Origin of the sequence: Amycolatopsis orientalis DSM 43388, assembly GCF_000411975.1 — a bacterium.
Classification (GTDB): Bacteria; Actinomycetota; Actinomycetes; order Mycobacteriales; family Pseudonocardiaceae; genus Amycolatopsis; species Amycolatopsis orientalis_D.
Genome location: NZ_ASXG01000148.1, coordinates 39,539 through 53,115 on the forward strand (window position 1 = coordinate 39,539; position 13,577 = coordinate 53,115).

The 13,577-nt window shown below is 68.5% G+C and carries 12 protein-coding genes and 1 tRNA gene; 7 read left to right on the plus strand and 6 right to left on the minus strand.

Translation table 11 applies throughout. The annotated features are described in order from the left end of the window. Positions 1–34 precede the first annotated feature (34 nt). From L942_RS43250 to L942_RS43255, 6 genes are all read left to right on the plus strand, one after another. A complete protein-coding gene (locus L942_RS43250) occupies positions 35–211 on the plus strand; it encodes a helix-turn-helix domain-containing protein (protein WP_081655285.1) in 177 nt (58 codons plus the stop codon). Beyond that, the gene (locus tag L942_RS29535; RefSeq protein WP_037367070.1) at positions 211–534 is read left to right on the plus strand and encodes a WhiB family transcriptional regulator; all 324 of its coding nucleotides are present in this window, start codon (positions 211–213) and stop codon (positions 532–534) included. The genes L942_RS43250 and L942_RS29535 overlap by 1 nt, the downstream gene beginning before the upstream one ends. Next, entirely contained in the window at positions 531–860 is a 330-nt protein-coding gene (locus L942_RS29540) for a hypothetical protein (RefSeq protein ID WP_037366878.1), read from the plus strand. The genes L942_RS29535 and L942_RS29540 overlap by 4 nt, the downstream gene beginning before the upstream one ends. Beyond that, entirely contained in the window at positions 857–1,552 is a 696-nt protein-coding gene (locus tag L942_RS29545) for a hypothetical protein (protein ID WP_037366881.1), read from the plus strand. Before L942_RS29540 ends, L942_RS29545 begins: the two co-directional genes overlap by 4 nt. Further along, entirely contained in the window at positions 1,545–3,629 is a 2,085-nt protein-coding gene (locus L942_RS29550) for a cell division protein FtsK (RefSeq protein ID WP_051166336.1), read from the plus strand. The genes L942_RS29545 and L942_RS29550 overlap by 8 nt, the downstream gene beginning before the upstream one ends. Positions 3,630–3,776: 147 nt before the next feature. Next, positions 3,777–5,528 (plus strand): recombinase family protein, encoded by a 1,752-nt coding sequence (locus L942_RS43255; RefSeq protein WP_081655286.1) that lies wholly within the window; start codon positions 3,777–3,779, stop codon positions 5,526–5,528. On the opposite strand, the gene L942_RS29555 is transcribed toward L942_RS43255, so the two are convergent. The 6 genes from L942_RS29555 to xsc form a co-directional block, all read right to left on the minus strand. Beyond that, positions 5,510–5,593 (minus strand) — tRNA-Leu (locus tag L942_RS29555). The two genes, L942_RS43255 and L942_RS29555, sit on opposite strands and share 19 nt — an antisense overlap. A gap of 259 nt (positions 5,594–5,852) precedes the next feature. Then, positions 5,853–6,572, minus strand: coding sequence for a sulfite exporter TauE/SafE family protein (locus tag L942_RS29560; RefSeq protein WP_037366884.1), 720 nt, complete (start codon positions 6,570–6,572; stop codon positions 5,853–5,855). Positions 6,573–6,603: 31 nt separating this feature from the next. Next, positions 6,604–7,350 (minus strand): sulfite exporter TauE/SafE family protein, encoded by a 747-nt coding sequence (locus L942_RS29565; protein WP_037366885.1) that lies wholly within the window; start codon positions 7,348–7,350, stop codon positions 6,604–6,606. A gap of 204 nt (positions 7,351–7,554) precedes the next feature. Further along, the gene (locus L942_RS29570) at positions 7,555–8,916 is read right to left on the minus strand and encodes an amino acid permease (protein ID WP_051166349.1); all 1,362 of its coding nucleotides are present in this window, start codon (positions 8,914–8,916) and stop codon (positions 7,555–7,557) included. A 295-nt stretch (positions 8,917–9,211) separates the two neighbouring features. Beyond that, positions 9,212–10,576 carry an aspartate aminotransferase family protein gene (locus tag L942_RS29575; RefSeq protein WP_037366891.1) on the minus strand — a complete coding sequence of 455 codons (1,365 nt, stop codon included), beginning with the start codon at positions 10,574–10,576 and terminating at the stop codon, positions 9,212–9,214. Between the two features lie 199 nt (positions 10,577–10,775). Beyond that, on the minus strand, positions 10,776–12,584 hold the full coding sequence (gene xsc, locus L942_RS29580; RefSeq protein WP_037366893.1) for a sulfoacetaldehyde acetyltransferase: 1,809 nt from the start codon (positions 12,582–12,584) through the stop codon (positions 10,776–10,778). A gap of 144 nt (positions 12,585–12,728) precedes the next feature. Between xsc and L942_RS29585 the strand changes: the two genes are divergently transcribed. Beyond that, positions 12,729–13,574, plus strand: a complete 846-nt coding sequence (locus L942_RS29585) for an IclR family transcriptional regulator (protein WP_037366896.1) — start codon at positions 12,729–12,731, stop codon at positions 13,572–13,574. Positions 13,575–13,577: the final 3 nt, after the last annotated feature.

A 13,577-nucleotide genomic window follows, 5' to 3' on the forward strand; every position in this document is an offset into this window, starting at 1 on the left:
CATAGTCTTGAAATCATCAGATTGGCCTTTTCTTATGAACTCGAATGTCACTTTTCACACGCCGGATGAAGCGGCTTGGCTGCTCGGCGTCTCGCGGGGCGCGGTCAGCCGGGCCATCCGGAGTCGCAAGCTGCGGGTGGTCCGTCGCCGGGAAGGGCTGCGGATCCCGTCCACCGAGCTGACGCGCGTCCTCCGCGGAGGTGCGGCGTGATGGACGAACTCACCTTGATCGGGATTGCTTGGCGGCTCGACGCGCTCCGTTGGGTGCCGTCCGATGTGCTCTACGACGTCGTGACCAGGGATGGACTCTGTATGTGGCCACCGGACGGTGACCCGCCGCCCGCCTCGTCGGACGCGGAACTTGCCGCGCGGATGTGCGGCGGATGTCCGGTCCGGGACATGTGCCTGGAACTGGAGTTGCGGACGGCCGGTGCGGCGACGGTTGGGGTCTGGGGCGGGATGACTGACGACGATCGGCGGGCGTTGCACCCGCATTGGCTGCGCCGCGGCGAGCGGGCCGGGGGTGCGCTATGAACGGACTGACCGTGACACCGACGCAGCTCGTGGCCGGAGTCGGCGTGCTGCTGGTGCTGTTTTGGGTGTGGCGTGCGGGTGCGCGCCGGGCGAAGGCGGCTGCGGAGAAGGCGCGGTCTGGGGCGCGACTGGTGTCGTTGGCTGGGCGGGTCGTGTTCAACGCGGCGCTGATCGTGGCGGTTCAGTGGGTGGTGATCGCTCACCAGGGCGGGACGTGGGTCTTGCTGGCGGTGTTGGGGTTGCCTGCGCTGTTTGCGGCGCACGCGCTGACTCGGGCGCTGACTGTGACGACGGTCGACACCTCGAAGCGGGGTGGTCGGCGATGAGTCGGGCGCAGAAGTTGGCGCAGGACGCGGCTGAGGCTGCGGAGGTTCGGGCGTACCAGACGGATCCGGACGTGGTGGCGCTGCGGATTGAGCGGGTGCGGCGACAGGTCGACTGGATGGCGTGGTCTGGAATCGTGCTCGGGCTGGGCTTCACGATGACAAACGTGCAGACCTTCGCGTCGGCGGATACGGCGGTGTGGTCGTTGCCGTGGCTGGCGGCGTGGGTGTTGGATCCGACGGTTTCGTTGGTGCTGCTCGCGATTCTCCGGGCGGAACAGGTGACGGCGCGGTACCAGGTTCGGACGGGGCCGTGGGTGCGGCGGGCGAAGTGGTTCACGCTGGCGGCGACGTATGTCATGAACACCTGGACGTCGTTCATGGCCGGTGAGGCTGCGGCGATCGTGTTGCACTCCGTTCCGCCGTTGGTGGTGTTTGTGGCGGTGGAGGCTGTCACTGATCTTCGGGACAAGCTGACCGATGCCGTACTCGTTGCTGCTGGTGAGCGTCGAGTCGTTCGTCCGGTTGAGAGCGGGCGGCGGAAGCTCTTCGCGGACTACCTCGCCGAGGCGCGGGCGGCTTGGGCACCGGGAGTGGAGATCACGCCGGCGTGGGTTCGGCAGGAGACCGGGTGTTCGCGCGGGTTGTCGCCGCGATTGGCTCGGGCGTTGCGCGCGGAGGTGGCCAATGGCTGACGACGCGCTGGTCAAGGCGGACCCGATACTCGACGGGGAACTGGTGGATGACACGTTGCCCCAGCCTCGGCCGCGAAAGCGGTTCGAGTCTTGGTGGCTCCGATCCCGGTGGGTGCCGACTTGGTTGAAGGACCGGAGCCAGGCACGGCAAGCCGCGAAGGACTTTGTTGCGGGTGTGCTGCGCTCGCCGTTCCGTTGTCTAGGTGCGGTGGCGCGTGGGCTGGTCGCTGCTGCGCGGTGGTGGCGAGCTTGGGTGACAGTCCGGGATTTCCGGGAGGCGGCGGAGCAGTCGGAGAAGTTGGCGGACAAGTTTGCCGATATCCGGGCGCTGACGTTGTTTCGGTGGAAGGTCACCGGTGCGGTTGCAGCTGGAGCAGCTGCGGCCACGCTGGTGGCTCACCTGGTTTACGGAGCCGTTGCTCTTTGGGTTGCTGGCGGAGTGCTCGCGGTTGCGCTGGCCGTGCTCGGGCGACAGCGCGAAGGGAGTCCAGGGCGGAAAGCGGTGCTCGCCGGGCCGCGGACGTTGCGCTGGACGATGGATCCGCAAGTACTGGTCGACGCGTTCCGGGACGCGAAGCTGGTCGGCAAGGACGAGACGTTGCGGCTGGTCGAGCGCGCGACGCGGATGGGAGACGGCTGGGCGATCACCGTGGATCTTCCCGCTACGCGGAAGGCCGCGGACGTGATCAAAAACCGTGAGGCGCTGGCGTCGGCGCTTGCGGTCGACGAGGTGCAGCTGATCGTGGAGCGGGTGCGCGGCAATGGCGGGCATGCTGGCCGGGTCGCGATGTGGGTTGCCGATGAAGATCCGTACGCATCTCCGCCACGGCGGACACCGTTGCTCGATGCGGCGCGGTGGGACGCGTGGCGGCCGGTCCCGTTCGGACGGGATGCGCGGGACCGGCGGGTGGATCTTCCGTTGGTGTGGACGTCGCTGCTGGTGGGTGCGATTCCGCGGCAGGGCAAGACATTCGCGGCGCGGTTGGCTGCGGCCGGGCTGGTGCTTGACCCGTTCACGCGGCTGTACGTGGCGGATTTCAAGGCTGGTAAGGACTGGGACGCGGCTGGGCGTGTGGCGCATCGGTTCATGTCGGGCGATGAGCCAGAGCATGTGTTGGCGCTGGTCGGCTGGCTGGTGGAGCTGGTCGGCGAAGTGCAAGGCCGGTTCCGGCGGATGCGGGAGCTGGACGACGAGACCTGTCCGGAGTCGAAGGTGACGCCGGCAATGTCGCGGGACCGTGCGTTGGACATGCCGATTACGGCGATTTTCGTGGACGAGGTGCAGGTTCCGCTGGAGGACCGGACTCCGGTCAAGGTCGAGGGCAAGACGTTGACCGCAGGCGAGTATGTCGGCGAGTTGTTGACGTGGCTGGCGAAGAAGGGGCCGGCTGCCGGGATTGTGCTGGTGTTGGCGACGCAGCGGCCGGATTCGAAGACCATCCCGTCCGGGCTGCGGGCCGTGCTGGGGTCGCGGTTTGCGTTGCGGGTCATGGACTGGCGCGACAGCAACATCGTGCTCGGCGAGCAGATGAACACGCGTGGGTATGACAGCAGTCGGCTGCTCGCGTCGCACAAGGGGGTTGGGATTCTTCGGCCGGACGGCGATGCGCAGGCTGGCGGGGACGTGCTGGCGCTGACTGTGCGGACGTACTACATGCCGAATGAGGATTGGCAGACGATCTGTCGCCGCGGACGTGAGCTGCGTGAAGCTGAGGGAACTCTGACCGGGCACGCGGCCGGGACGGACTTGGCGCTGGAGAACACCTTGAAGATGCTCGGGCAGGCGGAGGTCACAACGCCTGCCGTGCTGCCGGAGCCGCTCGCTTCCCTCGCTGCCTACCTGGACGGCGACGAGCGGGAGTTCATCCCGACGGCTGAGCTGGTCGAGGCGTTGGCGGTAGACGCGAAGGAGTTCGCGCAGCTGATGGCGGACCTTGGTTGCCAGGGCACACGCGGACGTGTGCAAGCCGAGGACGGGCGCGTTCGGCAGGTCCGTGGGTACCTGCGGGCTGAAATCAGTGCATCGATCGAGCAGGAGCGAACGCGAGCCGACGCAAGCGGGGGTGGTGCATCATGACGCGCCGCGACCGCTCACCGAGTGAGGTCCAGGTTATCCTGCCAGGTAAGGCACCGACACTGACCGTGCCTGCGGCGCGAGCGCTGTTGGCGATTCTGATCGAACTGACTGCGGTTCCGGACGCGGAACCAGTCGAGGGGGTGCAGCATGACGGCTGATTTCATCAGCGATCCGTGGGTAACGCTGGATGAGATTCTGGGTGTCCAGGCGGTCGAGCCGGTTGACGAGGGCATCGGGCCGGTCGCGTTCTACGGGCGGTGCTCGACGGAGGACAACCAGGACCCGGAGACGTCGTTGGGCTGGCAACTCGGTAACGCGCGGAAGTTCGTGGAGCCGTTCGGCGGGCGCGTGACCACCGAGTATTTCGATGTAGGCCAGTCGCGGTCAGTCCCGTGGGAGCGGAGGAATGAGGCTTCTCGGCTGCTGGCTGCGCTCAAGGATCCGCGGCGCGGGTGGGATGCGATCGTGGTCGGCGAGGGCACGCGATGCTGGTTCGGCAACCAGTTCTCGCTGATCGCGCCACGGTTCGCGGCCTACGGCGTGGACCTGTGGGTGCCAGAGCTGGGTGGGAAGTTCGATCCTCGGAATCCATCGCACAAGATGCTGATGAGCGTGCTCGGCGGGATGAGCGAGTCGGAGCGGCAGCACGTTCAGGCTCGGGTGCGGGCGGCGATGGACACACAGGTGATCAACGAGGGCCGCCATCAGGGTGGCCGGGCACCATACGGGTACGTGGTGGTAGATGGCGGGCCGCATCCGAATCCGCGGAAGGCGGCGGAGGGCTTCCGGCTGCGATTGCTGGCTGTGGACGAGTTCGCCGCCGACGTGGTCCGGCGGATCTTCGCCGCCTACTTGGACGGCTGGGGCGACCGGGCGATCGCCAATGAGCTGAACCGGCTCGGGATTCCGTGCCCGTCGGCGCACAAGCCAGAGCAGAACAGGCATCGGTTCGCGGACGGCTGGCAGGGCAGCACGGTGCGGTCGATCGTGGAGAACCCGCGGTACACCGGTTACGCGTTCTTCGGGCGTTGGACGCGGCAGGAGATGCTGTTGGACCCGGAGGACGTGGCGGCCGGGAATGTCGTGCGGTTCCGGCGGGCAGCACCGGACCGCGTTGTCCGCTCGCGCAAGCCTGCTCATCCGGAAATCATCTCGGTGGAGGACTTCACGCGGGCTCAGCTGCTGCGCCGTTCCAAGGCCGCTGGCGGCCTGCGGACCGCGCGGAAGACGGAGCGGTCTGCGCGCGCGGTCAAGCACCCGTACTTGTTCCGAGGCTTGATCCGCTGTGCGGCGTGCGGACGGAAGATGGAGGGCAGCCCGCGCAAGCACGGCATGTACTACCGATGCCCGGCGCGGACGCTCGCTCCGGGCTCACCAGCCTTGGCGACTCACCCGCCGACGATCTACCTGAGGGAAGAGCCGCTGCGGGATGCGGTGAACGGCTGGATTGGGGAGCTGTTCGACCCGAGGAACGTCGACCGGACGGTCAAGCGCCTGGTGGAGGCACAGCCCGCAGCGAGGTCGGGAAGCGATGGTGCGGCGCGCCGTCGGCTGGATGAGGCCGAGGTCAAGCTTCGGCGGTTCCAGGACGCGATCGCGGCCGGCGTCGATCCGGCGGCGGTCGTGGAGGGCATGAACGAGGCGCAAGCGGATAGAGCAGTGGCACAGGCTGAGTTGGTGACCGCAGGGGAACCCGCCGGGCTGAGCGAGGCCGAGGTCTACGCGATGATCGATTCGCTCGGGAATATCGGCGCGGCGCTGACCGACTCGGAGCCGGGGAAGCTGGCCCAGCTGTACCGGGACCTTGCTCTTGACCTGCGGTTCGACCATGAAAAAGAGGCCGTCGATCTGACGGCCTCTCCACGGGTGAATAATGTGTGTGTCCGAGGGGGGACTTGAACCCCCACGTCCGTTAAGGACACTAGCACCTCAAGCTAGCGCGTCTGCCATTCCGCCACTCGGACTTGCTGATGAAGAGAGTATACGACGGCAGAACACGTCGTTTCGGGGGGGTATGGAACCGTGCCGAGGGCTCGCATGAGATGATCATCTGTTTTCGACATTCGGAATCCCGGTCGAATATCCGCAGGTCACCGGCCTGCCTGGGCGGGGCAAGGCATACGGATCCCGCGACCGGAGCGGGCCTGGTGCTGATCTTGCCAGGCTCGGCCTGGCGGGACGGGCGTCCGCGGCTGAGAACCCCGGGGGAGCGAGACACCTGGGTCAAGCGCCGATCATCGTCACCAAGCCGGATACCACGATCAACCCCACGATCGCCCGGTCGAATACCGTCCGCGGGACTTTTCCGATGAGGCGTCCGCCGAGGATGTTGCCTGCCAGGGCGGCCGCGACCAGGAGCGGGAGCTGGGGGCCCAGGTTCGCGGTGGCGAATTGCCCGGCGGTGATCAGGAGCAGCAGGGACAGGCAGTTGGTCACCACGAAATAGCCTGCCAGGTCGCCGACGAAGGTTCGGGGCGGGACTTTTGCCGAGGCGAGCAGGACGGCCGGCGGTGCGCCGTTCAGGGAGGTCGTGGTGGAGAGGTAGCCGCCCAGCAGGCCGGCGATCGTTTGTTTGACCGGGGTGGCCGGGTGGGGCTCGCGGGCGGGGCGGAGGAGCAGGCGAAGGCCGGAAAGCACTACTACGGCGCCGGCCAGGATGCGGAGGGCGTGGGGTGGCAGCAGGTGCAACGTGAGGGCTCCGGCGGCGGCCCCGGGGAGGCTTGCGGCGCCCAGGACAGCGACTCTGCGCCAGGCGATGTGCTCGCGTTCGCGGTGGAGCACGGCGAGTCTCGTGATCATGGTGGCGATCAGGTTGATGACCACCACTTGCGGCAGCGGGAAGCCGATGAGCAGCAGCAGGGGAGTGCCCACCAAAGAGGCGCCGAATCCGGTCAGGCCGCCGATGAAGCCGGCGAAGGCTACGGCTAACGCGCCCAGGATCATGCGGCTGCCTCGCCGGACGAGGGGCACGGCCTCATGCGACGACCGCCTGGCCTACCAGCGCCAGGGAAAGCACGGCGAGGATTCCCAGGACGATCCGGCGGACATCGCCGCGGGCGTGGCGATACAGCCAGGTTCCGGCCGCCACTCCGGCGAGCGCGACGGGGAGGAACAGGGCGGTTTGCAGGAGGACCTCGCTGCTCAGCAGGCCGCCGGTGCCTGCGGTGGCCACGGTCATCGAGTCGGCGGCCAGGAAGAAGACGACCAGGCTCGCGCGGTTCACCGCCATCGGCAGCGGGGACGCCAGGTACATCAGGACTACTGGCGGCCCGCCCATTCCGCACGCGCCGTTCAGGACGCCGAAGGCCGTGCCCATGCCCGCGCAGGCGGGGCGGCCGGGCAGGCGATGGGTTCGGTGGCTGAGGGCCAGGGCTAGCGCGGAGATTCCGACGACCAAACCCACAGTCAGTCTTGTCGCGCGCTCCGGCAGGGCCGCCAGGAACCAGATGCCGATCGGCAGTCCCAGGAGGGCTCCGGCGAGCAGCCAGCGGATGGAGGGGCGGTTGGCGTCCGGCCAGGATTTGGGCAGCAGGCTCACGCTGGAGGCTATTTCCAGCAGAAGCGTGCTCGGGATGACGGCCGGCGGCGGGAGCACCAGGCAGAGGCAGCTCACCCACACCAGGGACGCGCCGAAGCCGGAGTAGCCGCGGATCAGGCCTCCGGCGAGCAAAGCGGCGACAGCGAAAGCCATCGCCGCGGGGGACAACTGCCAGAAGGTCATCGGCGGGCTGGGGAACGGCTCGGCATCGGACCTCCACGGCGCAGGCGGGACCGGTCTACCTTGCGGCACGGCTGGCCGCGGCGGTAGGTCCAGAATCGCAGCATCGCGGGGTGCCAGACGGAGGCACGAGCCAAAGGCGGAAGCGGGTCCAGCCGGGAGCTGCCGGAGAACGGCAGAGCCCGGCTGGACCCAACGGGAGGCCGATCAGGGGGAAGCGATCCCCGCCTCGCCCCGGGAAGCGTTCTTCTCCGCGACCGCCTCGGGCCCGGGACGGCGCTTCCGGAACTGGTACGCGATCAGGATCAACGCCAGGGTCACCGCGCTCAGCCAGAACTGCGAGCGGGTCGTCGGGAGGAACGCCATGGCCAAGATGACCGCTGCCATCAACGCGATGGTGGCGTAGCTCAGCCACGGGAACAGCCACATCTTCAGGCTCAGCGCGCCCGGGTCGGTGTTCTGCAGGCGCTTCCGCAGGCGGACCTGGGCCAGCGCGATGGCCAGGTACACGAAGAGCGCGACCGCGCCGTAGGAGTTCACCAGGAACTGGAAGATGAGATTCGGCGAGGTGTACGCGGCGATGACGGAGACGTAGCCGATGACGGTCCCGGCGATGATGGCCCGGCGGGGGACGCCGCTGCGGGACAGTTTCGTGAACATCTTCGGGGCGTCGCCGTTGCGGGTCAGGGCGAACAGCATCCGCGAGGACGTGTACAGCGCCGAGTTCAGGCAGGAAAGCACTGCCGTCAGCACGATGGCGTTCATGATCGTCGCGACCGCCGGGACGCCCAGGACGTCCAGGACCGCGGCGTACGGGCTGACGGCGGTGTCCGGCGAGTTCCAGGCCTTCACCGCGACCACGACGAAGACCGAGCCGACGTAGAACAGCACGACGCGGAACACGATGGAGCGCATGGCCTTGGCGATCGCGCGCCGGGGCTCGGCGGACTCGGCGGCGGCGATGGTGACGATCTCGGCGCCGGTGTAGAAGCCGACGCACGGGACGACCGCGGCCAGGACCGCGCCGATGCCCATCGGGGCGAAACCGCCGTGGGAGACCAGGTTGCCGACGCCGCCGTGGGCTCCGGGCCAGACGCCGAACAGGTACAGGGCGCCGACCACCAGGAACACCAGGATCGCGATGACCTTGATGGACGAGAACCAGTACTCGAACTCGCCGTACGACCGCGCGGAGACCAGGTTCGTGGCGGTGAGCAGCAGGAGCAGCCCGAGGCTGAGCACCCACAGCGGCACGTTCGGCAGCCACAGCTGCAGGATCCGGCCGCCGGCGACCGCCTCGACGGCCACCACGATCACGAAGAAGTACCAGTACATCCACCCGACGGTGAAGCCCGCCCGGTTGCCCATCGCCTCCCTGGCGTAGACGTAGAACGAGCCGAGCGCGGGCCGCGCGACGGTCATTTCGGCCAGCATCCGCATGATGAGCACGGTGATCAGCCCGGCGATCAGGAACGAGACCACCGCCGCGGGCCCGGCCGACTGGATGACCACGCCGCTTCCGACGAACAGGCCGGCGCCGATCACGCCGCCCAGCGCGATCAGATTCATGTGGCGTTGCTTGAGGCCCGGCTTGAGGCCGCTGTCAGCGGCTGTTTCCGGTGCAGAACCCACGTCTCCTCCTTCCGGCGGCGCCGGGGGACCTCGATGTCCCCGCGCCGGCCGCCGCCGCGATGTCGCTGAGAGCTGCTGTGTGGTTCCCGTCACCGTAAGAAGGAACAGGCCCCGCCGCGAGAGCCAGATGCTAGCCATGCTCCGGTACCAGAACGGCCTGATCCCGGACAGCAGGACGGGCGCCGGGCACCCTCGGAACAAAGGGGTACCCAGCGCCCGCTGTCGCTATCCGTCAGGGCTGGATCGCCTTCTCCACGTCGGTGAGCATGCCGTCGACGCCGTGCAGGAGCTCGTCCAGCACGTCCGTGTCGGCCACCAGCGGCGGCGAGATCATCAGCATGGTCGCGCCCCGGTCGTCGCCGCGGAGGATGACCCCGGTGCGGCGGAACGACTCCGGCAGGACCTCCCGCAGGACGGTCAGCGACTCCTGGTCGGTCAGCTCGCGGCCGCCGTCGCGGTCGGCCATCAGCTCGATCGCGTAGAAGAAGCCGGTGCCGCGGACGTCCTTGACGCACCGGTGCGCGTCCTTCAGCGACTCCAGCGCGGCGTGCAGCTTCGGGCCCTCGGCGAGGACGTGCTCGGGGACTTTCTCGTCGCGCATCGCGCTGATGTTGGCTACCGCGACGGCGGTCGACACCGGGTGGCCGCCCCACGTGGCGCCGTGGGTGAAGACGCCGCCCTTCGGGGAGTCGTACAGCTCGGTGACCAGCTGTTCCCGCACGATCACGCCGCCGAGCGGGGCGTAGCCCGACGTGGAGCCCTTGGCGAAGGTGATCAGGTCCGGGACCACGCCGGTGAGGCCGTGGCCGAAGAAGTGGCCGAGGCGGCCGAACGAGCAGATGACCTCGTCCGAAACGAGCAGGATGCCGTACTTGTCGCACAGCGCCCGCAGGGCCGGCCAATAGCCCTCCGGCGGAACGAGCGCGCCCCGGCCGTTCTGGACCGGCTCGGCGAAGACCGCGGCGACCGTCTCCGGGCCTTCCTCGAGGATGACCGCCTCGATCGCGCGGACGCAGTCCAGCTGGTCGGCCGGACCGCAGTCGCCGGTGAACCCGAGGGTGTTCGGGACGTGCCGGACACCCGGCAGCAGCGGGCCGAACGGCTCCTTGATCTTCGGCAGCCCGGTCACCGACAGCGCGCCCATTGTCGTTCCGTGGTAAGCCATTTCGCGGCTGATGATCTTCGTCCGCTCGGGCGCGCCCTGGCTGCGGTGGTACTGCCGGACGAACTTCAGCGCGGTCTCCACCGCCTCCGAGCCGGAGTTCACGAAGAACGTGGTGCCCAGATCGCCGGGGGCGAGGTCGGCGATGATCCGGGCCGCTTCGATCGACGGCGGGTGCGCCGAGCCCCAGTTGCTGGCGTAGGCGAGGGTGCCGGCCTGCTCGGCCGCGGCCTTGGCGATGTCCGCGCGGCCGTGGCCCATGTTGACGCAGAACAGCCCGGCGAGGCCGTCGAGGTGGCGGCGGCCCTCGGTGTCGATCAGGTAGCTGCCCTCGCCGCGGACGAACACCGGGAATTCGCTCTGCCAGGTGTCCTTGCGCGTGAAGTGCGGCCCGAGGTGTCGGCGGGCAGTGGCCCGCAGCTCCGTGACGTTCACCTGGCGACCTCCTGTGTGTTGCGAGAACGGGAATGTGTCGACGATCGCAATCTTTCTGGCCCTCGCCCAGAGCCAGAAAGCGCCGGTTCACTGGGGCCAGATCCGGGCCTCGAAGCGAAAACCCGGACGCGAAAGAGCCGGACGCGAAAAAACCGGCCGGGCGCGGGGCCCGGCCGGTTCTCGGTTCGCGAAGCGGCGGTTACACGTAGTCCTGGTACTTCTCCAGGAACCGCACCGGCTTCTTGAGCGCGTCGCGGCGGAACGGGTCGCCCAGCTCGCGGGTGCACATGATCTCGATGACCGTCGTGCGGCCCTCGTTCATCTGCGCGTCGACGGCCTTCTTCAGCGCCGGGCCGACGTCCTCGAGCTTGTCCACGACGATGCCGTCCGCGCCCATCGCCTGCGCGATCCCGGCGAAGCTTTCGCTTTCCAGTTCGCCCGCGACGAACCGGCGGTCGTAGAAGTCGACCTGGTTCTTCTTTTCCGCGCCCCACTGGCGGTTGTGGAACACGACGGCGGTGACCGGGATGTCGTGCCGGACCGCGGTCATGATCTCGCCCATGCTCATGCCCCACGCGCCGTCGCCGGCGTACGCGATCGCCGGCCGGTCCATCGCGGCGGCCTTGGCGCCGATGATGGTCGGCAGCGCGTATCCGCAGTTGCCGAAGGACATCGGCGCGAAGAACGACCGCGGCTCCTCGAAGCGCAGGTAGCTGTGCGCCACGGAGTTGATGTTGCCGATGTCGGTGGAGACCATCACCCGCGGCGGCATGGCCTTCTCGAGTTCGCGCAGGACCTGGCGCGGGTGCAGCCAGTTGCCCTCCTCCTGCTCCTGCTCGGCGATCATGTCGAGGGAGTAGGGGTCCTTCTCGTGGGTCCACGCGGAGAGTTCTTCCTCCCACGCGTCCTTCTCGGCCTTGGTGCGCGCGGCGCGCTCGCCGCGGGTGGCGTCGCAGGCGAGGGTGCGGTCGGCGAGCCGGTCGGTCAGCGCCGCCGCGGCGGCCTTCGCATCGCCGCAGATGCCGACGGTGATCTTCTTGACCAGGCCGAGCATCTTGTGGTCGGCGTCGATCTGGATGATCTTCGCGTTCTTGGGCCAGTAGTCCATGCCGTGCTGCGGCAGGGTGCCGAACGGGCCGAGCCGGGTGCCGAGCGCGATCACCACGTCCGCCTGCGAGATGAGCTTCATCGCGGCCTTCGAGCCCTGGTAGCCGAGCGGGCCGCACCACTGCGGGTGGCTGGCCGGGAAGCTGTCGTTGTGCTGGTAGCTGTTCACCACCGGCGCGCCGAGACGTTCGGCGAGCGCCTTGCACTCCTCGACGCCGTCGGACATCACCACGCCGCCGCCGGAGATGATGACCGGGAACTCGGCGGTGGCCAGCAGCTCGGCGGCCTGGGCGAGGCTCTTCTCGCCGCCCGGGCCGCGGTCGAGCCGCTGCGGCTCCGGGATCTCGGTCTCGATCTCGCCGTAGAAGAAGTCGCGCGGGATGTTCAGCTGCGTCGGGCCGATCTCCGACAGCGCCCGGTCGAAGGCCCGCGCGGTGTACTCGGCCATCCGGTTCGGGTTGTTGACGTGCGCCTGGTACTTGGTGAACTCCTGGAACATCGGCAGCTGGTTGGCCTCCTGGAAGCCGCCCAGCCCGGTGCCCATCGTGCCCGCCTCCGGCGTGATCATCACGACCGGGCTGTGCGCCCAGTACGCCGCGGCGATCGCGGTGACGCAGTTGCTGATGCCCGGGCCGTTCTGCCCGATGACCACGCCGTGGCGGCCGCTGACCCGGGCGTAGCCGTCGGCCATGTGCGCGGCGCCCTGCTCGTGCACGACCGGGACGAGCCGGATGCCGGCCGGCGCGAAGATGTCCATCGCGTCCATGAACGCCGAGCCCATGATGCCGAAGATGTCGGTGACGCCGTTGGCCACCAGCGTCTCGACGAAGGCCTCCGACGGGGTCATCTTCGCCGTCCCGCTGACGACGGTGCGGCCGTCGCCCGTCTTCCTCTCCGCCATGGTGAACTCCTTCGCCGCTGAAAGTCTTGGTTTTCGGTACGTGGTGTTCGTGAAAGCTGAACGCGATGGACGATAGGACGCCGCGAGCGGGAGGTCAACCGGCAGTTGCTGGAAAACGAGACAGGATGTGCTAGTTTTCGGAACGTGAGTGAGTTGCGGAAGACCAGCGCCGTGGAACTCGTGCGCGAGCCGGACGGCGCGGGCCTCGACGGAGACACCCCGACCATGCGGCTGTTCTCGCTGCTCGAGCTGATCGCGGCGAAGGACCAGCTGGTGACGCTGCAGAGCCTGGTCGAGGAGACCGGCCTGCCGAAGCCGACGCTGCACCGGATGCTGCAGCAGCTGGAAGGCGCCGGCCTGCTCGTGCGCCAGGCCGACGGGCGGCATTACGGCACCGGCGACCGGCTGCGCCGCCTCGCGGAGAACCTGCTGCTCAACGCCACCCATCACGGCGCGCGCCGCGCGGTGCTCAACCACCTCGTCGACGAGCTGGGGGAGAGCTGCAACATCACCGCGCTGTCCGGCAGCGAGATCGTCTACCTCGACCGCGTCGAGACGCCCGAGCCGCTGCGGTTCTACCTCCGGCCCGGTTCGCGCGTGCCGATCCACTGCTCGGCCAGCGGCAAGATCATCCTGTCGCAGATGAGCCCGGCGCAGCGGCGCAAGCTGCTCGCGCACGCGCCGCTCAAGCGGTACACCCCGAAGACGGTCACCGATCTCGACGCGCTCGAAGAGGAGTTCGCCCGGATCCGGCGCGACGGATTCGCCCTCGACGACGAGGAATTCCTGCCCGGGCTCGTGTGCGTGGCGGTGCTGGTGCCCAGCCGCACCGGACGCTCCAACCTGGCGGTGGCGGTGCAGGCCCCGGTCATGCGGCTCACCGCCGACAAGGCTTTGCAGGCGCTTCCCGCGTTGCAGCGGGCCGCCGAAGCGATCAAGGAGGTCGAGGCCGAGGGTTCGGCCGACGACGCCGACAGCATCCCGTCCTGACGG